This is a genomic window from Microbulbifer echini, assembly GCF_041447225.1.
Lineage (GTDB): Bacteria > Pseudomonadota > Gammaproteobacteria > Pseudomonadales > Cellvibrionaceae > Microbulbifer > Microbulbifer echini.
Map to the genome: position 1 here is coordinate 67979 of NZ_JBGMEL010000016.1, position 18595 is coordinate 86573.

At 50.3% G+C, this 18595-nt stretch carries 18 protein-coding genes; 14 read left to right on the forward strand and 4 right to left on the reverse strand.

Annotated features, from left to right (window positions below; genetic code table 11):
• Positions 1 to 31: 31 nt before the first annotated feature.
• The 4 genes from ACCI51_RS15425 to ACCI51_RS15440 all read left to right on the forward strand — a co-directional run bounded on the left by ACCI51_RS15425 (position 32) and on the right by ACCI51_RS15440 (position 4371).
• On the forward strand, positions 32 to 682 hold the full coding sequence (locus ACCI51_RS15425; RefSeq protein WP_299583343.1) for a cation/multidrug efflux pump: 651 nt from the start codon (positions 32 to 34) through the stop codon (positions 680 to 682).
• A 48-nt stretch (positions 683 to 730) separates the two neighbouring features.
• Entirely contained in the window at positions 731 to 1882 is a 1152-nt protein-coding gene (gene sohB, locus ACCI51_RS15430) for a protease SohB (protein ID WP_371844366.1), read from the forward strand.
• 57 nt (positions 1883 to 1939) lie between these two features.
• A complete protein-coding gene (locus ACCI51_RS15435; protein WP_371844367.1) occupies positions 1940 to 2953 on the forward strand; it encodes a YhdH/YhfP family quinone oxidoreductase in 1014 nt (337 codons plus the stop codon).
• Between the two features lie 188 nt (positions 2954 to 3141).
• The gene (locus ACCI51_RS15440; protein ID WP_371844392.1) at positions 3142 to 4371 is read left to right on the forward strand and encodes a patatin-like phospholipase family protein; all 1230 of its coding nucleotides are present in this window, start codon (positions 3142 to 3144) and stop codon (positions 4369 to 4371) included.
• Between the two features lie 180 nt (positions 4372 to 4551).
• Here ACCI51_RS15440 and ACCI51_RS15445 read toward each other — a convergent pair whose 3' ends face one another.
• Complete coding sequence (locus ACCI51_RS15445) at positions 4552 to 5292, reverse strand: pseudouridine synthase (RefSeq protein WP_371844368.1); 741 nt, start codon at positions 5290 to 5292, stop codon at positions 4552 to 4554.
• Between the two features lie 423 nt (positions 5293 to 5715).
• On the opposite strand from ACCI51_RS15445, the gene ACCI51_RS15450 reads away from it, so the two are divergent.
• Positions 5716 to 6924, forward strand: coding sequence for an RtcB family protein (locus tag ACCI51_RS15450; RefSeq protein WP_371844370.1), 1209 nt, complete (start codon positions 5716 to 5718; stop codon positions 6922 to 6924).
• A gap of 115 nt (positions 6925 to 7039) precedes the next feature.
• Complete coding sequence (locus ACCI51_RS15455) at positions 7040 to 7264, forward strand: hypothetical protein (protein ID WP_371844371.1); 225 nt, start codon at positions 7040 to 7042, stop codon at positions 7262 to 7264.
• 9 nt (positions 7265 to 7273) lie between these two features.
• Here ACCI51_RS15455 and ACCI51_RS15460 read toward each other — a convergent pair whose 3' ends face one another.
• A complete protein-coding gene (locus tag ACCI51_RS15460) occupies positions 7274 to 7657 on the reverse strand; it encodes a YchJ family protein (RefSeq protein ID WP_371844372.1) in 384 nt (127 codons plus the stop codon).
• Positions 7658 to 7983: 326 nt separating this feature from the next.
• Here ACCI51_RS15460 and ACCI51_RS15465 point away from each other — a divergent pair, with 326 nt between their 5' ends.
• From ACCI51_RS15465 to ACCI51_RS15475, 3 genes are read left to right on the forward strand one after another with little or no spacing between them, the layout of a single operon-like run.
• Complete coding sequence (locus tag ACCI51_RS15465) at positions 7984 to 8511, forward strand: TetR/AcrR family transcriptional regulator (protein WP_299583367.1); 528 nt, start codon at positions 7984 to 7986, stop codon at positions 8509 to 8511.
• Positions 8512 to 8543: 32 nt separating this feature from the next.
• The gene (locus tag ACCI51_RS15470) at positions 8544 to 9608 is read left to right on the forward strand and encodes an efflux RND transporter periplasmic adaptor subunit (RefSeq protein WP_299583370.1); all 1065 of its coding nucleotides are present in this window, start codon (positions 8544 to 8546) and stop codon (positions 9606 to 9608) included.
• A 42-nt stretch (positions 9609 to 9650) separates the two neighbouring features.
• The gene (locus ACCI51_RS15475; RefSeq protein WP_371844373.1) at positions 9651 to 12755 is read left to right on the forward strand and encodes an efflux RND transporter permease subunit; all 3105 of its coding nucleotides are present in this window, start codon (positions 9651 to 9653) and stop codon (positions 12753 to 12755) included.
• A gap of 65 nt (positions 12756 to 12820) precedes the next feature.
• Here ACCI51_RS15475 and ACCI51_RS15480 read toward each other — a convergent pair whose 3' ends face one another.
• Positions 12821 to 13000, reverse strand: a complete 180-nt coding sequence (locus tag ACCI51_RS15480) for a hypothetical protein (protein ID WP_371844374.1) — start codon at positions 12998 to 13000, stop codon at positions 12821 to 12823.
• Between the two features lie 88 nt (positions 13001 to 13088).
• On the opposite strand from ACCI51_RS15480, the gene ACCI51_RS15485 reads away from it, so the two are divergent.
• From ACCI51_RS15485 to ACCI51_RS15495, 3 genes are all read left to right on the forward strand, one after another.
• Entirely contained in the window at positions 13089 to 13649 is a 561-nt protein-coding gene (locus tag ACCI51_RS15485) for a GmrSD restriction endonuclease domain-containing protein (protein ID WP_299583376.1), read from the forward strand.
• A 185-nt stretch (positions 13650 to 13834) separates the two neighbouring features.
• Positions 13835 to 16516, forward strand: a complete 2682-nt coding sequence (locus tag ACCI51_RS15490) for a DEAD/DEAH box helicase (RefSeq protein WP_371844375.1) — start codon at positions 13835 to 13837, stop codon at positions 16514 to 16516.
• Between the two features lie 96 nt (positions 16517 to 16612).
• Positions 16613 to 16915 carry a hypothetical protein gene (locus ACCI51_RS15495; RefSeq protein WP_299583382.1) on the forward strand — a complete coding sequence of 101 codons (303 nt, stop codon included), beginning with the start codon at positions 16613 to 16615 and terminating at the stop codon, positions 16913 to 16915.
• Positions 16916 to 17031: 116 nt separating this feature from the next.
• Here the strand turns inward: ACCI51_RS15495 and ACCI51_RS15500 are convergent, their stop codons facing one another.
• Positions 17032 to 17346 (reverse strand): DUF6471 domain-containing protein, encoded by a 315-nt coding sequence (locus ACCI51_RS15500; RefSeq protein WP_371844376.1) that lies wholly within the window; start codon positions 17344 to 17346, stop codon positions 17032 to 17034.
• A 148-nt stretch (positions 17347 to 17494) separates the two neighbouring features.
• Here ACCI51_RS15500 and ACCI51_RS15505 point away from each other — a divergent pair, with 148 nt between their 5' ends.
• Together ACCI51_RS15505 and ACCI51_RS15510 are read left to right on the forward strand one after the other, a co-directional pair.
• Positions 17495 to 17899, forward strand: a complete 405-nt coding sequence (locus ACCI51_RS15505; RefSeq protein ID WP_299583388.1) for a DUF2170 family protein — start codon at positions 17495 to 17497, stop codon at positions 17897 to 17899.
• Entirely contained in the window at positions 17896 to 18591 is a 696-nt protein-coding gene (locus tag ACCI51_RS15510) for a PspA/IM30 family protein (protein ID WP_299583391.1), read from the forward strand. Before ACCI51_RS15505 ends, ACCI51_RS15510 begins: the two co-directional genes overlap by 4 nt.
• Positions 18592 to 18595: the final 4 nt, after the last annotated feature.

Genomic DNA, 18595 nt, shown 5'->3' on the forward strand with positions numbered 1-18595 from the left:
CGGATTAAGCAGTGTGGAGTTCAATATAAATATGTATCTCTTGATTACCTTTTTGATAGCCATATTGGCCCTATTACTCATTTTTTGGGGGACGAGGGTATTGCTTGGCGGTACCTGGGTGATGGGCTTTTTACGTGGTTCTATTGGGTTGGTTTTCTTTGGGTTGGCCCTGTGGATCGTATTGGTTGCAGCGGATGTATACAGCTATCGAAACCTGGCGAATGAACACAGTGTCGGCATTGTGTCATTCAAGAAAATTGCCGAGCAGCAGTTTGAGGTAAAATTTTCCGATGCGGATGGTATTTCGCAAAGGTTTGAATTGTACGGCGACCAGTGGCAACTGGATGCGCGTATGCTGAAATGGCAGGGGCCTCTGGCGCGCTGGGGTATCAAACCCGCGTATCGCCTGGATCGCCTCAGTGGTCGATACTTAACACTGCAAGATGAGCGGATACGCGAACGCTCGGTACACCAAATTGATGGTACAAACTATGGCGTCGATATTTGGCAATTTGTGCAGGGCTTCGATCAAACCTTTCCTTTCGTTGATGCTGTGTACGGAAGCGCAACATTTTTGCCCATGGAGGATGGTGCAGTCTACGAGGTGCGTATCAGCCACAGCGGCTTACTGGCGCGCCCACTGAATCAGCAGGCGACCTCCGCGCTGGACGGCTGGCAGTAGGGCAGCTTAATAATTATCAAAATTGCAAGGCAGCAATCTGGAGTATAAGTGGAATTTTTAATTGAATATGGCCTGTTTCTGGCAAAAATCGTTACTGTCATTGTGGCTCTGATGGTATTGATTGGGTTTATTTTTGCTAATCGTGAACAATTGAAGGAGAGGGTACAGGGGCATATCAGCGTAACGCGCTTGAATGACCGCTATGAGCAATTCAAGGAAACTTTGTTGGAAGCGGTGATGGAAAAGCATGAGTTTGCCCATCTAAAGAAACAGCTGGCTAAAGAGAAAAAAGCGGAAGAAAAGGCGCTTCTCAAGAAACATAAGGCAGCCGCGAAGAGGAAAGGGTCTAAAGCGGCCAGCTCAGAGGTCGGGGCCAAAGTGTTGCAAAAGGGCGCCCCTGAAGCAGAACCCGAAAAACAAGCCGGTTCGAACGGTGAGCGAAAGCGTATTTTTGTAACCCAGTTCAACGGTGATATCAAAGCGAGTGGCCTCTCTCATCTTCGCGAGGAGATTACGGCGATCCTACAAGTGGCTGAAGCTGGGGATGAAGTACTCCTTTGTCTGGAAAGTCCCGGGGGTATGGTCGCCAATTATGGTCTCGCAGCGAGTCAGCTAGCGCGGGTGCGCAGTGCCGGAATTCAGCTCACTATTGCAGTTGATAAAGTGGCCGCTAGTGGGGGCTATATGATGGCCTGCGTGGCCGACAAAATCCTGGCTGCGCCGTTTGCTATGGTGGGTTCTATCGGCGTACTGGCTCAGCTGCCCAATTTTAACCGCCTTCTTAAGCGCCACGATGTCGATTATGAGCTTTTTACCGCGGGTGAATACAAGCGCACGGTAACGATGTTTGGGGAAAATACCGAAGAGGGTCGCGAGAAGTTCCAAAGTGACCTAGAGGAGATACACGTGCTTTTCCAGCATTTTATCAGTGAATATCGCCCCAATCTTGATGTTGCCAAGGTGGCAACTGGAGAGGTTTGGTTCGGGCAAAAAGCCCTTTCAATGGGGTTGGTTGATGAGTTGAAAACCTCGGACGAGTACCTGACTGAATGCGCTCGCGAGGTGGAATTGTTCCAGGTGGAATATAAAGAGAAGAAGAATATCGCCAAGAAAATGGGACTGGCCGCTGAGGCGGGCGTAGAATCGGCACTGACGCGCCTATTCTCAAGATTGACTGCTTGGCGCCACCACGCTCAGTAAAGGGACCATTGTTTAGGGGGTAATTAGAGATTAACACTGCCAAAGGGATAATGCGGCATGAAAAGCATTCTGGACAAGGAGTTTCGGGCTATTCGGGTTGAAGAAGTTGCTACAGGCAAGTTTGATCAGCAGGTGGTGACGCGCCATGTTCGAGACCTACCAGCCAACTCTCTACTGTTAAGTGTTTCCTACTCCTCCCTAAACTATAAAGACTCAATGTCTGCATTTGGCAACCGCAGCATTACCAGGGAATATCCGCACACGCCGGGGATTGATGCGGTAGCTTCCGTGCTAGAGGATAAAACTGGCGCTTTTAGTCCGGGGGTAGAACTTCTGGTCACTGGTTATGATTTAGGAATGAACACATCTGGGGGCCTGGCTGAAGTCGTTTCTGTGCCCCAAGGGTGGGTCTTGCCCCTACCGAGGGGGCTCAGTGCATGGGAATCCATGGCGCTGGGTACTGCCGGGCTGACTGCAGCTCTTTGCGTAGATAGATTGTTGGAAGCAGGTGCCGTGCCGCAAGATGGAGAGGTTCTCGTTACGGGCGCCACTGGGGGCGTAGGCTCGATAGCCGTGGCTCTCCTTGCGAATTTGGGCTTTCGTGTGGCTGCGGTCACAGGAAAGTTAGAGGCGGCTGATTTTTTGACTGAACTGGGTGCCTGGAAGGTTCTGGATAGGGATACTCTTGCTCCCTTTGCCAATAAGGCCATGGCTAAGCCGCTTTGGGCTTGGGCGGTAGATACCGTTGGCGGGGAAACTCTTTTTAATGTGGTTAAATCCCTGGCTTACGGCGGTGGCGTGGCGGCCTGCGGTATGGCCTCGGGCGCTCAATTCCATGCAAATGTTTTCCCTTTCATTTTGCGTGGCATCAGCCTTCTGGGTGTCGATAGCGTAGAGTTGCCAATAGCAAATAAGTCCGCTGTTTGGCAAAAACTGGCTGATCAGTGGTATATCGGCGACAAGCTGAAGCTTATAGCTGAGGATATATCGCTGGAACAGGCGCCGGAGTTCCTTGCTCGCCTCCATCGTGGCCATGGTATTGGCCGTTACGTAGTGAATATGGCCCTTTGACCACTAGATTATTTGGAGCTGAAAAATAGTAGTGAGTCGGGTTATGGGTTGTCATATTCCGCTATATAAGTAATGGTGTTTGTTGGTACTTGCACTTTTCAATAGCCTTACAGCCAGAAGAGTCATTTGCGGCCTGTTTCTGTTGGAAGATTACAGTGTCTAAAGGTAGCGAAAAGTCCTTGGTTCCTGTGCAGAACAGCGCTTTGGTACTATCCGGTGGTGGTGCTCGTGCGGCTTATCAGGCCGGTGTTCTCAAGGCTCTGGCAGAGGTAGTGCCGGAAGATAACCCTCGACCGTTTAAAATTATTTGTGGAACATCTGCCGGCGCCATGAATGCAATGATGCTGGCGGCCCACCCAGGGACCTTTAAAGAGGCTATCGAGAGCATGTGCTCGGTGTGGATGAGCCTGAGCGTGGAGCGTGTTTACCGGACCAGCTGGTTCAGCCTCTTAGGTAACCTGCTGTCGATTAGTCGATCCCTATTCAACCAGGGGGTAGGCCGGCAAAAGCCCCTCGCGCTTCTCGATAATGCGCCTTTGCGCAAGCTTTTAGGGGAGGTGATTAATTTTGATAATATTCAAAAAAATATCGATTCGGGTTACCTTCACGCGACTTGTATTAATGCGCTTTCTTACAGTGAAGGTGAATCCGTCAGTTTCTATCAGGCAGCGGATGGGGTGCGCAGCTGGCAACGTTTCCGTCGTTTTGGCATTGCCACACAGCTGACCGTCGATCATTTGTTGGCCTCTGCTGCAATCCCTGCAATATTTCCCGCGGTAAAAATCAACGATATTTATTATTGCGATGGCGCTATTCGCCAGATGGCGCCAATTAGTCCGGCTCTTCACCTCGGCGCCAAACGTGTTTTTGTCGTTGGTGTGTCTGATAATCGCTCACCCATACATTGGGGAAGTCGACGCAACGATAGCCAAATTCACTCCCCATCAATGGCTCAAATTGCCACACAATGGTTCAACGCCGCATTTATTGATAGCTTGGAGGGGGACCTGGAACATATGGATCGTGTCAATACCTTGCTTGATTCTGTGGATGAGCAAAAGTTTGCGGATTTGGCTCCTTTGCGGCCTGTAGAGTCTGTGGTCATTGAGCCTTCACAGAGTCTCGCTCGGCTTGGGGGGAGAAAATTACAGTTTTTACCACCCGCGTTACGTTGGTTATTTCGTTCTACCGGGGCGACCCGAGCTGGAGGTGGTGTCTCCGCAGCCAGTTATCTGCTTTTTGAGCGGCCTTATATTGAGGAGCTGATAGAACTTGGCTACCAGGATGCGATGTGGGAAAAGGATAAGCTGCGTTATTTTTTGAGACCGCATCCCAAGTTGGAAGTGGAGAAAAAAGGGCTTTTCGGTGCGCGTAAAAAAGGCACTGAGGAGCAGGCTGGCCAGGGAGACTCAACTTGAGTGGCTGGCTGTTTAGAAGAGAGTACCGTTCGTCGCCTGCTTCACTTATCAGGCAAATAATCCGGCGAGTTAATACTGTAGAGTAACCTGCCGCGGCTGACAGGTGGCCTATCGTCGTCAGCAAGTAAAATTTAATTATCTAAGCTTCTTTTCGCTTCTTTGTTTTTAATGCTTGCCTGCTTAGGCTCTGGAAGCCTCAACCCAGTCAAATGTTTCCAGCAGCTTCTTAAACTCACCCCGGGGTTCGGCTTGAAATACTAATGGCGCGCTACTAACAGGGTGTTTCAGCTCTAGCCTTACTGAATGTAATAGCAGTCTCCCACAACCAAATTGGTGCAAAAAAAAGCGATTGTGTGAGGACTTTCCGTATTTGGGGCAGCCAATCAGCGGATGGTGGATATGTTTGAGGTGCCTGCGAATCTGGTGGCGGCGGCCAGTCTTCAAGTGAATTTCTACCAGTGAATAGCGGCTGTTGGGGTAGCGGTCAACTTCGTAGGGTAATTCCACAGTGGCGAGTCTACGTAAAAGTGTAACGGCTTCTTGGCGGGGAAGATCCGATTTCGAGCGCTTGCGTTGATGCTTAAAGTCCGCTACCGGTGGTAAGGGGTAATCGATTACTTCCCGCTCGGGGCAGTAACCACGACAGACTGCAATATATTTTTTTTGAGAGTGCTCCCCTTTTAGCTGTTGTTGTAATTGGGCTGCAGCTTCGCTGCTTTTGGCAAAGACAATTACCCCGGAAGTCGGTTTGTCCAATCTGTGCACTGGGAATAAATGCTGGCCGCTCAGGTCCCGTAAGTATTGCAGAAGAATACGTATTTCGTGACGATCTATCTCTGAGCGGTGTACGAGCCAGCCTTCAGGTTTGTAGGCGGCAAGAAGGTATTCGTCTTCAAAGATTATTTCTGGGTCAATACTCATTTTTCGATCTGATAGAGAGTCGGTTGTTGGATGCGCATTGTATTGTTGTGAGATAACAATTGCATTTCAAATGCTGGAGTCGCTCTGAATTTGAGAGTAGAAATCAGGCTTTAGGAAGAAATACTACCTAAGTGGCGAGAATTAGGTTGACATACCGTGGCTAGACAATAAAATCCACAGTAGATTTAATTAGCTACTCATCTGTTAAGTGTGCACCGCAGCCACGAAGGAGTCATGAAATGCGAAACGTAGATATCAACAACCTGTTTATTTAATTGCTTTTCATGTGCATGTGCTTGTGCTTGAAAAGTGATTGAGCTTTTCAAGCCAGAATTTTCTAAAGCCCTGGCGTCTGCCGGGGCTTTTTCGTTTTAGGTTTTGAAGAGCTTTTGCTGATTTATTGGATAAATCCAAGGACTCTATATGCCTGTAAAATTCGTGCTGAATAAAAATGCACCACCGGGTAGTGTGCCGGTGAAAATATATACTGATGAAGTTGAACCGATGGCATTGCAGCAGCTTAAAAATATTGCTCAGTTGCCCATTATTCATTCTCACCTTGCGGTAATGCCAGATGTCCACGTTGGTAAGGGAGCGACAGTTGGGTCGGTGATTCCAACTCTGAGTGCTGTCATCCCATCTGCGGTGGGAGTGGATATAGGCTGCGGAATGAATGCGGTGCGGACTTCGCTACATGCCCATCAGTTGCCAGACAACCTGAAAGCATTGCGGGAGGCCATTGAGGTGAAAGTACCCATTGGACAGGGTCGTCATAAGATGATCTCTGCCAGGGAATCTGCCTGCAAAATTTTAGCTCCCGGTGTGGATAGGTTATTTGAAAAACATCCTGGGCTACTGAAGAAACTGCACCAGCCACAAAAAACCTGGGTTACTCAAATGGGTAGTTTAGGTGGTGGTAACCATTTTATTGAGATCTGTCTGGATGAAGCGAATGCAGTTTGGGTGATGCTGCACTCCGGTAGTCGGGGTATTGGTAATGCCATCGGACAGCACTTTATTCAGTTAGCCCGTCGGGATATGGCGGGTCATATGCATAATATGCCGGATAAAGACCTGGCGTATTTTTCTGAGGGGAATCCGCATTTTTTTGATTATATTGAGGCGGTGAACTTGGCTCAGGAGTATGCCCGGGTCAACCGGCAGGAGATGATGAAGCTTGTTATGAATTGTCTGAAAACGCAATTGCCAAAATTCACGCTAACGTCTGAAGCGATTAACTGCCATCACAATTATGTTGTGCGTGAGCGGCACTTTGAGCGGGATGTTTATGTTACGCGAAAAGGGGCGATTAGCGCGAAAAAAGGCCAGCTGGGAATTATTCCAGGTTCCATGGGGGCCCGGTCCTTTATCGTGTGTGGGCGCGGAAATGCTGAGTCATTTCATTCTTGTGCTCATGGCGCCGGCCGCAAGATGAGTCGCACTGCGGCGCGCCAGAGGTTTGCGCGCCAAGACCTCGAAGAGCAGACTCTTGGTGTTTGTTGTCGCAAAGACAAGGGGGTGATTGATGAGATACCGGCGGCCTATAAAGATATAAGCCGAGTTATGGAAAATCAGTCAGACCTTGTCGAAGTGGTGCACACTCTGCGCCAGGTAATTTGTATCAAGGGGTAGGGTTGGAATTTTCTCTGTAATTATTTGAAGATTAGGGGAGGCACAGGTTTGAAATTTGTGAAAGAGCGTTTTATTTTTGCCATTTTCTTGGCAGTTTATTTAAAGGGGGTTTGATGTGAAAAAGATTCCACCAGAGACCGGTGGTAAGTTGCGCAGTTATGTCGCGCGCAATCCACTATTGGGAAAAGGCGGTGCCCACGTGAAGGCAAAGTCGGGTGTTCGTTTTGCCGGTAAGCAAAAAATGTTGAAGGAGGTGCGGGAGTGCAGACGCTCCCGCGATATTCCCCCGCTAGCGATCGAGCATGTTTCTCTGGCGCTACCGTTTTTTACCTGTCATTAAGTCACGCCCTCAATCTGACCAGCCTGGGAGTGCCTCCAGGTAAACCCATCTTTTCTTATACAGCTTGAACAGGGATATTTCATGGATCACATGTTCCTGGTCATTCTCCGTATACCATGCCTTAAATTCCACAATTGACCTTTTCAGTCCGGACTTACACTTAACGACTTCCAGTCGGGTCCACTGTGTTTCCAGGTCTTCTTGGTTGAGGTTTGGACAGGTATCCGGGTGCCAGGTCTTTCTTAGATATGTCAGATTTCCCATTGAGTAGGCACTGAAGCGGCTGCGCATCAGAGTTTCGGCGGTATTGGGGTAGGCCTGTCCTGAGAGATAGAGGTCGCAACAGCGTTTGAATTTCTTGCCCGAGCCGCATGGGCAGGCGTGATCCGTCATAGGTGGCTCCGAAGCAGGGCTAAAAAAAATTTTTATGGGTCATGCAGTTGTGTAAATGCTTCGAAAACCAAGGTTACCAAGAACGATTGTTTGGTGGGCGTGGGAGCTCCCTCAGTCATCGAAGTTACAGCCTTGTCTTATACGCTGAAAACGGTTAAAGCCATGGTGGCGAACAGCGTCTGATACCCGGCAACCTCAAAGCCCGCAGAGTGCTCAGAAGTCCCCCGGCATGATGGTGACAGAGGGTAGCATAACTTGACGTTTTCCCGAGTCAGGTTAAGATACCGACCAGCCGGTTGGTTTGTGAAAGATGCCTGGGAGGTCATGTGTCTAGAGTCGATAAATCTGCCATAGTCCGCGCGGCGGAAGAGGTGGTTCGAGAGAAAGGGGCACGCAAGCTCACGTTGGATGCTGTGGCAGCCCAGTGTGGACTGAGTAAGGGCGGTCTGATTCATCACTTCCGGACTAAGCAGTCCCTTTTAAAGGCGATGCTGGAATCGGCCATTGCCAGGGAGGATGCCGGCGCAGCTGCCTGTGCAACCGCTGGTGGCAACTTGGTGGTCTCTCGGCTCAGCTCTATTTTTGAATTAATGGAAGATGACGAGGGGTTGCCGCGCTCGTTAATCGCTGCCGTAGCTGAGGACCCGGCTCTGTTGGAGCCTGTTAAGGTCAAGGAGGCTCAACTTCGCAATGAAATTTCCAGTAGCTACAACGACCCAGAGCTCGCTCAACTATTGATTCTTGCTGCCCAGGGTATGTTCTTTGGACGTGTGCTGGGTGTTATGGAGCAGGGTGATCCCATGCTCGACCGTTTGCGTGAACGTTTGTTTACGCTTTCTGCAGATCTCACCTGATTTTTTTTCAAATACGCTTTTGGATGACGAATATGAAATTGTCGGTAAATTCTCGTATCCCCATGGCCTTGCTGATGGCTGCAGCGGTAATTCTTGCGGGTTGCTCCGGCTCAGAAAAAGACGAACAGCAGGCGGAGCGTCTTTGGCCGGTAAAGGTCGCCACAGTCGAGAGCACGACCAAAGTGGCGGATCGACAATTTGCTGGTCGGGTGAAAGCTGTGCAGAGCGTGGATCTCTCTTTCCAGGTGGGGGGGAAACTCGCCAAGTTGAATATTCGCGAGGGGGAGATTATTCCCAAAGATACATTGATCGCTGAGCTGGATGATCGGGACTACCGCCGACGGGTTAAAGAGACCCGAGTGAATGTAGAGCTTCTGGAAAAGACTTTGAGGCGTCAACGTTCCCTGGCCGGCTCGAAAGTGATTTCTCAGCAGCAACTGGATGAAACAGAAAGTAACTTTGACCTGGCCAAAGTAACACTGGAAAGAGCGGAACAGGATTTGGCTTATACCCAGCTCAGAGTTCCCTTCGATGCTCTGGCGACGCGACAGCTTGTGGAGAATTACACCAATGTCCAGCCGGGTCAGGCAATTGTACGGCTACAGAATATTTCTGAGGTTCGAATCCAAATCTCTGTACCCGAAAAAATGTTGGCCACGGTGAATGAAGAGCAGATCAGCTCCGTGGTTGCTGAGTTTGAATTCCTACCTGGTAAACAGTTTGCGCTCAAATATCGCGAACATCAGGCGGAGGCTGACAATGTGACTCAGACTTACGCTGTGGAGCTGGGTATGCCGCGCCCTCAGAATGTGCAGATCCTTCCCGGCATGACGGCTCGAGTTACTGTCAAAATGAAAGAAGGCAGTGAGGACTTCTGGATTCCCCTGGCAGCGGTACAGAGTAGTAGTGAGGGCAAGCCCTATGTCTGGAAGATTAATGAAGACCAATCTGTTTCCAGGGTTCAAGTAGCCCTCGGCCGCACCAATGGTGAAGCCATACAAATTACTGAGGGGCTCTCGTCGGCGATGAAGCTGGTGGCGGCGGGGGGGCAACATCTCTACGACGGCGCAAAAGTTCGCAATTATGTACAGCGCTAATTGGTATCTGAGCTCTGGCCCTGTTAACAGGGGGGGAATGTTTTGAAGATTTCTGACTTATTTATTGAAAAGCCGGTTTACACCTGGTTGTTGATGCTGATCTGCCTGATTGGTGGACTTTGGGGGCTTTCGGATATTGGCCGCCTCGAGGACCCAGCTTTCACGATTAAAGAGGCTCGGGTGTTCACCCTCTACCCTGGAGCAAGCGCTCAACGGGTGGAAGAGGAGGTAACAGAAAAGCTTGAGGTGGCCATTCAACAAATGGGCCAGCTGGATCTTGTAACCTCGACATCAAGCCCGGGTATGTCGGAAATCCGCGTAAAGATAAAAGATCAATACGCCTCTGCAGAGCTGGCTCAGGTATGGGATGAGTTGCGACGAAAAGTCAACGATGCCCAGCGTGACCTCCCCAGCGGGGCTTATCCCTCGGTTGTCAATGATGACTTTGGAGAAGTTTATGGTATTTATTACGCGATTACTGGTGAAGGCTTTTCGCTGACTGAAATGCGCGAAATTACCAAAGCCATTCGTCGCGAGCTGCTCGGTGTAGAAGGGGTGGCAAAAGTATCTCGCTCCGGGATCATCGATGAGGTTGCTTACCTGGATATTGATGAATCCCGCCTCGCCCAATTTGGCTTCTCTTTGGATGACTTGGCGCAAGTTCTGCAATCAGAAAGCTCCACACAAAAAGTTGGTGAAATCGGTGGACAGGATTTGCGCACCCGGATTTTGGTAGACAACCCTGCTAGTGATTTGGAAGCGATTCGCAATATTCTCGTGGGTGTTCCGGGCTCGACCGCAATGCTGGCTATCCGTGATATTGCTGATATCTCGGTGGGATATGATGAAAGCCCGAGTTTTATAGCCCGCTTCGACGGAAAACAGGCGATATTGCTCGGCGTGGCTGGTGCTGAAAATACCAATATTGTGAATGTTGGTAAGGCAGTAGAAGCAAAGCTGGAAAAAGTAAAGCTGGCTTTGCCGTTGGGCGTTGAAATCCATCCGATTTATGAGCAGCACCGGGTGGTGGAGGAAAGTGTCGATGGCTTCTTGTTTAACCTCGTTTCCTCTGTAGTTATCGTCACCCTTGTGCTTTGTCTTTTTATGGGCTGGCGATCTGGCGTAGTGGTGGGCACTGTGCTCGGCCTCACTGTGTTGGGAACCGTGTTGATCATGAACCTCTTTGGTTTGAATCTGCAGAGGATTTCCCTCGGTGCCCTGATTATTGCCATGGGCATGTTGGTTGATAACGCCATCGTGGTAGCGGAAGGCATGTTGATGGGGGTTCAGAGAAATGAAGAGCCCAAGAGCGCCGCTAGCCGAGTGGTACGCCAAACATTCTGGCCGCTACTGGGTGCCACCATTATCGGTATCATGGCTTTTTCCGGCATTGGTCTGTCTGATGATGCAACTGGAGAATTCCTCTTCTCCCTGTTTGCTGTGATCGGAATATCCCTTTTACTCAGCTGGATCCTCGCCGTTACGGTGACGCCCTATTTGGGTTACCACCTGTTTAAGCCTGGGAAGGACTCGGACTCAGAGGATCCCTATAACGGTCGTTACTACAATATGTACTCCGGTGCTTTGGCCGGAGCGCTGAAGCATCGCGGCCTGACCATTGGCCTTCTTGTGGCAGTGACCTTGGTCAGCTACTTTGGCTTTGGTTTTGTGAAGCAGGGATTCTTCCCTAATTCCAACGCTCCGCTGTTTTATGTCAATTACTACATGCCTCAGGGTAGTGACATCAATCGCACGGATAAGGCACTGCAGCGGGCAACGGAGTTTTTCAAAGAGCAAGAGGAAGTGGCCTCGGTGACGGCTGTTGCGGGTCGTGGGGCTGACCGCTTTATGCTGACTTATGCTCCTGAGCCGCCTAACGCCTCTTACGGCCAATTGATTGTCAGAGCTCAAACGCGGGAGCAAATCCCCCAATTAATCGAGCGGGCCAGGGTGCGTCTACGTGAAGAGCAACCAGAAGCGCTGATCACTTTTAAACGTTTAGTGTTTGGCCCCGGTGGTGGTGCCGATGTGGAAGTGCGTATTTCTGGCCAGGATTACCAGACCCTGCGCGGGCTCGCTCAGGCAGTTGAGCAGCAATTTCGCGACAAGGGGCTTGAGGATATTCGTCATGACTGGCGCAGCCGAGAGCCGGCTATTCATGCGCATCTGGATGATGAACGTGCGCGAGTGGCTGGCGTCACGAATACGGATATTAGCCGTATGATCCAGTTTGCTACTGCGGGTTATACCGTGGGCGACTTTGAAAGTGGTGACCGGATTATCCCAATTATTGCCCGTATGCCTGAAGGGGATCGCAACCAGGTTGGCTCTTTAGAAGACCGCCTGGTGTGGAGCCCCAATGACCAAGGATATATTCCGGCGGGGCAATTGATTACCGACTTTGAAGTAACGGCAGATGAGGGGCTGATCCAAAGACGCGATCGTGTTCCGACTATTACGATCAGTGCAGATGCGCCTGAGGGGGTCACTGCTATGGCAGCCTTCGGTAAAATCCGCCCCTGGGTGGAAAGTATGCAATTGCCGCCGGGTTTTACCTTCGAATTTGGTGGTGAATATGAAAGCTCGACGGATGCGCAAAAGTCTCTGGGCAAAGGGTTACCTCTAGGTTTCCTGATTATGATTCTGGTATCGATTCTCTTATTCGGTACTGTACGTGAACCCGTCATTATTTGGCTGGTGGTGCCAATGTGCTTGGTGGGCGTGGTTGTTGGTTTGCTGGCAACCGGCTTACCGTTTGGCTTTATGTCACTTCTCGGGGTGTTGAGCTTGTCGGGGATGTTGATTAAAAATGCTGTGGTTTTAGTTGACGAGATTGAGGTGCAAACCCATGCAGGCCTTCCCAGGCTGACCGCGATTCAGCGTGCGAGCGTGAGTCGTTTGCGTCCGGTGTTCCTCGCAGCTGTCACTACTATTTTGGGCATGTCACCGCTCTTGTTCGACGCTTTCTTTGCGGATATGGCCGTGACAATTATGGGGGGGCTTGGCTTTGCTACCATCTTGACCTTAATCGCAATACCAGTTTTCTATGCGATCTTCCATAAGGTTAAACCCGATGAAGTGGAGGGCGGTGCCGGTGCCGGAGCAGCGGTGCAAAAAACCTCTGCCGAAGAGCCGGTCTCAGCCTGATAGAAACAGCCGATCTTAACGCCCACCTTATTGGAGGGTAATTTTAAAATCCCGCGCGATGTTGGTTATACATTGTGCGGGATTTTTCTTTTTACGACCGCTTTTCCTTGCGCACTCTTTTTCCAATTTCTGGCCAATTTTTTACACCAATGGTTTTTCAAATGGCTGGCAGAACCTGCTAGTTTTTGATGGGTGGAACTAAAGAATAAGTATTCGATACATAACAACCCGCTGAAAGACTTCATGGTGTCCGCCTCCCAATTTGAACTGGTACATACTCTTAACTGTAATTTTCTTGTAATCTGACACTCTGATTTGATTGGTAGTTGATGTATGAGTGTTCGGTCATTTTCAAAGATTTTTTTATCTGTTTTTTTGTTTTCACTGAGTTTTACGGCCCTGGCAGTAACCTATGAGAGGGATGAGTGGTTACCTAAGTGGTCGGATGTAGATCGGGACTGCCAGGATACCCGTCACGAGCTATTGATACGCTATTCTCTCTCGCCAGTTACCTTTACCCGCTCCAATGGCTGTAAAGTCGATACTGGATTATGGTTGGATCCCTACACAGGTAGTTTTTACAGCAGAGCTTCGGATTTAGATGTAGAGCATATAGTGCCTTTAAAATGGGCTCATGATCACGGTGGGGCAAAGTGGAGTCGTAAGTTGAAGAGACAGTTTGCCGAGGATATCGATAACTTGTGGCTGGTAGACGATGGACGTAATCAAAGTAAGGGGCACAAGGGCCCGGACCAATGGATGCCGCCCTATGCACCTGTCGGAAAGATCTATGTGCAGAGATTTATTTCTATCGTCGAAAAGTATAATTTAAGCTTGAGTTCCGCTGAATCGCAGCAGTTACGCTCTATGGTGGGGAAGAGCGAAAAGGGGTAATGCGTTTGCAAGCCTCGGGTTATTAGAGGTTTACTGACTCGCAACTGTCTAGGCTTATCCGCGGCGCATCTTTGCGCCGCTTTTTTCCATTAGGGGGTTCGGCAGGCTCCTTGTCGAGGGAGCGCCTGTCCCACTGAGGCAATTTCGGGTAGCATTTTCCCTTCAATAGGGAAAAGCAGTCAGTTATGCAGGATTCCTCGAAGTTATTGGTTGAATATTTTAGACGCTGTTACCAAGCTGATAATCATGACTTATCGTTGGGTAATGTTGCTAAGCTTGCGAATAATCGCCGCATGTTTCTTTCTGATCGGGACTTTTTATCCAGTGAAGAGCTGCCGCGTATTCCATTGGTGAGCACCTCGGTGGCACAGCTTTCCGAACAGGCGGAGGCCTACCGAAAAGAACGCAGCTTGATTTATGCCGTCTTTTTTATTTCCGGTCTACTCCCTGCTCAGGTTGGTTTTATCTCAAAGCGTAAATTGTGCGCTCCACTCCTGTACTTTCCTGCACAGGTTTATTGTGAAGAAGAATATTTTGCCGAGATCCACTCAGCGGATCTTCGTATTAATTTGCCTGTACTTCGCCTAATTCTCAAAGTGGATGTTGATCCCAGTGTCACGGATACTTTTCCCGTGCCGAGTTTTCCCTTGGATAGTGCTCAAGTGGCGGCCATGGGGCGCTGGCTTGAGGAGAATACCCAGCTGGAGGGTATTGGAGAAATTGGCCGTTGGCCAAATTTGCACTCGAGCCCCCACGAAGAGTGGGCAAGTCGCTCGGTACTTAGGGTAATCAGTGCCTGTGCAGTGCTATTGGCTGATAGATCGAGGGGATCGCGAGGGGTAATCCATGAGCTGCGTCAGCTGTCTCAGGCTCAAGCGTATTCGGTACCTTTAACGGCTGTCCTCGGCGAAAGAAGTGGTGATTATCTTAAGAGTGATAGCGAGCCGGAAATGTTACCTGGGTTGTTGAGTGCTGCCCAGGAGCGGGCACTTCATAATGCCGCAAATCTGCCGCTAAGCCTTATTTCCGGACCGCCTGGAACCGGTAAGAGTTTTACTATCGCGGCAATGGCGATCGATCAAATGTTACATGGAGGTACTGTACTGGTTGTCTCCAAAACTCCTCAAGCAATTGATGTGGTTCGACAAAAATTGCGTGATACCTATGGGTTGAGCGAAGGCTATGTGCATGCTGGAGAGCGGGGCTTTGTTCGTAGTTTGAAGGCGCACTTGGACTCACTACTCAAGGAAGGTATAGCTCCGCCGGAGATAGGTACAGTCAAATTAAAAAGCAATCTAAAAACCACTCTCAAGTCACTGCGCAGAGCTGAGCGGCGGTTTGAGTGGGCGCTACGAATTGCCCAGGCGATTGGCGTCGGTGGAGGTTGGCTTTCTGCCCTGAGCGCGCGCGTATTGCGTCGACGACTGGATACGGAGGCTCTCTGGGCGTTCCAGGATACTATTGGCCATTTACGTAACTGTTTTGAGCGTCAGTCTGCTGGATATATCAATACCTACCGAAAAGAGACTTTATTGAGACTTCTTGGCAAAGAAAGGCAGCATCTAACCCATTTTCACCAAGCCCTCAGGGCGAGAACCTCTAAAACTCAAGCGGAGCGTTTTGCCCGGACGAATATGAAGGCTGTATTACAGGCTTATCCAATCTGGCTTGCGAGCCTGGATGAGCTTAATGAAATACTGCCGTTGTCACGGGAGCTGTTTGATTTGGTGATCTTTGACGAGTCCACTCAGTGTGATATTGCCAGTGCTCTACCGGCACTCTATCGAGCCAAGCGCGCGGTTGTGGTGGGGGATGGAAAACAGCTGCGTCATGTGTCTTTCTTATCAGCACAGGCGCAGCAGCGCCTGTGGAGTGAGATTAATGCTTCAGGGGAATTGCCGGCGTCTCTAAGCTATCGCGATCAATCCCTGTTGGATATTGTCTCCGACTCCCTGAGAAGTCAGGAGGCGGTTACCTTGTTGGACGAACACTACCGCAGCCAGCCGGAGCTGATCGCGTTCAGTAATCATGCTTTTTATGCCGATCGGCTTAAAGTGATGCAAGCGCGCCCAGGCGCTTCGGATGAGGGTGCTCTTACCTTGCATAACCTTGAGGGGCGGCGTGCAAAAAACGGTAGGAATCGGGTGGAAAAAGACTGGGTTATTGAGCGCTTGCGCGAGCATATGGACCGCTATGTCGATTCTCCAGTGAAGCCAACGGTGGGGGTGCTGTCCCCTTACCGGGAGCAGGCAGATTACCTCGCTGTGGAGTTGGGCAAGGCCTTTTCGGCTAAAAAGTTGTCTTCCTTTTCGGTGCGTGTAGCAACACCTTATGGTTTTCAGGGGGACGAGCGGGACGTGATGCTCCTCTCGTTGGCAGTAGATAGTCAGTCCCTGCGCGCGGCAACCTATCTCAATCGCGCTGATATGTTCAATGTGGCGGTAACCCGGGCCAAAGAGAGGCAGTTGGTGGCCTATTCGGTTAACCCGGATTCCTTGCCGAATGAGCATCTACTGCGCCGCTATCTTACTTTTTCCCTCGGTGCCGGCTCCAAGGCTTCCCAGAAAGCGTTTCCCTGTGAGTTTGCCAGGGAGGTTAGCGCTGGGCTGAAGCAGGCGCATATCAGGCACTGGATCGCTTTTCCAATTGCCGGTCAGCGCATAGATGTGGTTTGTGAATACCGCGGGCATATCCTAGGGGTGGACTTGATTGGTTATCCGGGAGAATACCGACAACATTTTACTATCCAGACCTACAAGGTATTGTATCGGGCAGGGGTTAAGGTGTTACCGCTGCCCTATGTCAGTTGGTCACAGGACCGGCGGGATTGCCTAAGGCGCATTCTTGAAGTGCTGAAACAGGAGTAACCGTTGGGGCTAGTGAGCGTGCGCGCATACAATGAAGTTTGCGCCGGGCCTGCTAGGCTTAAGGGAGTCCGGTTTGCAGTTACGCCGAGAGTGCCTATGAAATTGTGGCTATTGATACCCTGTTTTTGGGTATCTGCCGTAGCGGCTGTAGATGTGATTTTTGTGGATGCTCAACAGCAGCAGGGGGTGAGAAGCCCGACCCTGAGCTTTTGTCAGGCGCGTTTTTACGAGGAGGATGACGGTCGCCTGTACTGTAACTGGGCAGTCAACTTCCGCTACGCCTGTTTTGTCTGGTGGCCCACCAACAAAGTCATTCCAGCTGGTGCGAAACTTTCCGAGCCTGAGGTGGTAGGTAAGTGCGGCAATGGTGAGCCTGTCTATAAGCTTCACCACTACTAGTCGATTTGATCTGTTTGGTCGACTTGATCCATCGGGAGGCTCTTGTTGAGCTTTCGAGACCTTGCTCAGTGTATCCCCCAATTTGCCCCGTTACTGGTGCCGAGGGGAAGGGCGTGTTAGCTTTTCTCTTGCTCGGTATAGAGTCCTTGATCTTGCAGCTCCCGTGCCTGCTTGAGGATCTCAGGCATGGCGCTATTTTCAACCGATAGGGCATCAATGATGGCAGCTAGCAGGTCTGCCGAAAACATGCATTTGCTCACCTTGCTGCGCAGGTTTTCCGTGGTCATTGATATCCCCCTTTCAGCCAGGGCCTGGGCGAGATCTCCGTAGCGCATACCCCTCATAGCCATAGATGCACGTACATAGCGGGCAATGGCCTGCTTGTAAGGAGCCAGTGCTTGCTGATTGCCGAGGCTTTGCTTGTGATCCATGGGCTCTACTCTGTTACATTTGATATCACGTATGTGGTAAATATTATCCCTATGTGTATTATTTGCAACATAAGTTTGCAATAAGTTATTGACCACTTTTTTTTTGATGCTATATTCGTGACTGATATTCCACAGCGAGGGAGTTGAGATGACCTGGAACCATGAGAATCTACGCCAGTTGGCGGAAAACCACACTGGGTGGGTGGTGGAGCCTGAGGGAGAGTGCCTCAGCATCTCCAATGATGAGGGTGTCGATGCATTTGTTTATGTCGGTGAGAAGCAGATCGTTGTCGAGAGCATTTTGTTTCCGGTGAGCCAAGTAGTTGATGTGGCCGCGCTCAACGAGATGATTCTCCAGACCCATCAGTTGGTTCCCCTGACGGCGATTGCCATCAAGATGATTGGTGGTGAGCACTACTATGTCGCCTTTGGTGCGCTCTCGGTATCCAGCAAAGACGAAGTGGTTATTGAAGAAGTTGAAACCCTGTTTTCCAATGTGGGTGACTTCCTGGACTTATATGCGGATCATTTTGAAATGGAGGGTGTAGCATGAGCCTGAGAAAAATTTGGACTGCCTTGAAAGGCGCGGTCAACGAAGGTACTGAAGCGGTTGCGGACAGTCAGTCTATCCGTATCCTCGACCAGGAGTTACGAGAGGCAAAAGCCGAATTGAAAGCCTGTGATGAGAACCTGACCAAAATCATGGCCAAACGCAAACTGGCCGAAAGTAAAGTGGATTCGCTGAAAGCGGATGTCGAAACCTATAGTACGCATGCGATCAACGCTAATGAGAAGGGCGATGAGAGTCTGGCACTCGAGTGTGCCGAGCGAGTTTCGGAGCTTGAGGCCCAACTCGAAACTGAACAGAGCCTGCTGGAAGGTTTCCTTAATTCTGAGCGCTCCCTGAAAGGGAATATTGCCAAGGCGAAAACGAATGTGCGCCGCATGGAGCAGCAGATTGACCAAGTCAAAGCTACTGAGTCTGTGCAGAAAGCTCAGGTGGCAGTTTCCTCCCGTCATATGGGAGCTAACAGCAAAGTCAAAACGGCCCTAGATAGCCTTGATCGTATCAAGAACAAGCAGCAGGAACGTGCGGCGGAGCTGGAAGCAGCAGAAGAGCTGGCTACCGAAGAAACGGGCTCCAGCCTCGACGCCAAACTGAAGGCGGCGGGCATCAAGCCCGGTGGCCAGGTCAGCGGTAGCGATAAACTGGCTCAGTTACTGGCGAAACGCGAAAAGGCCTGATCCG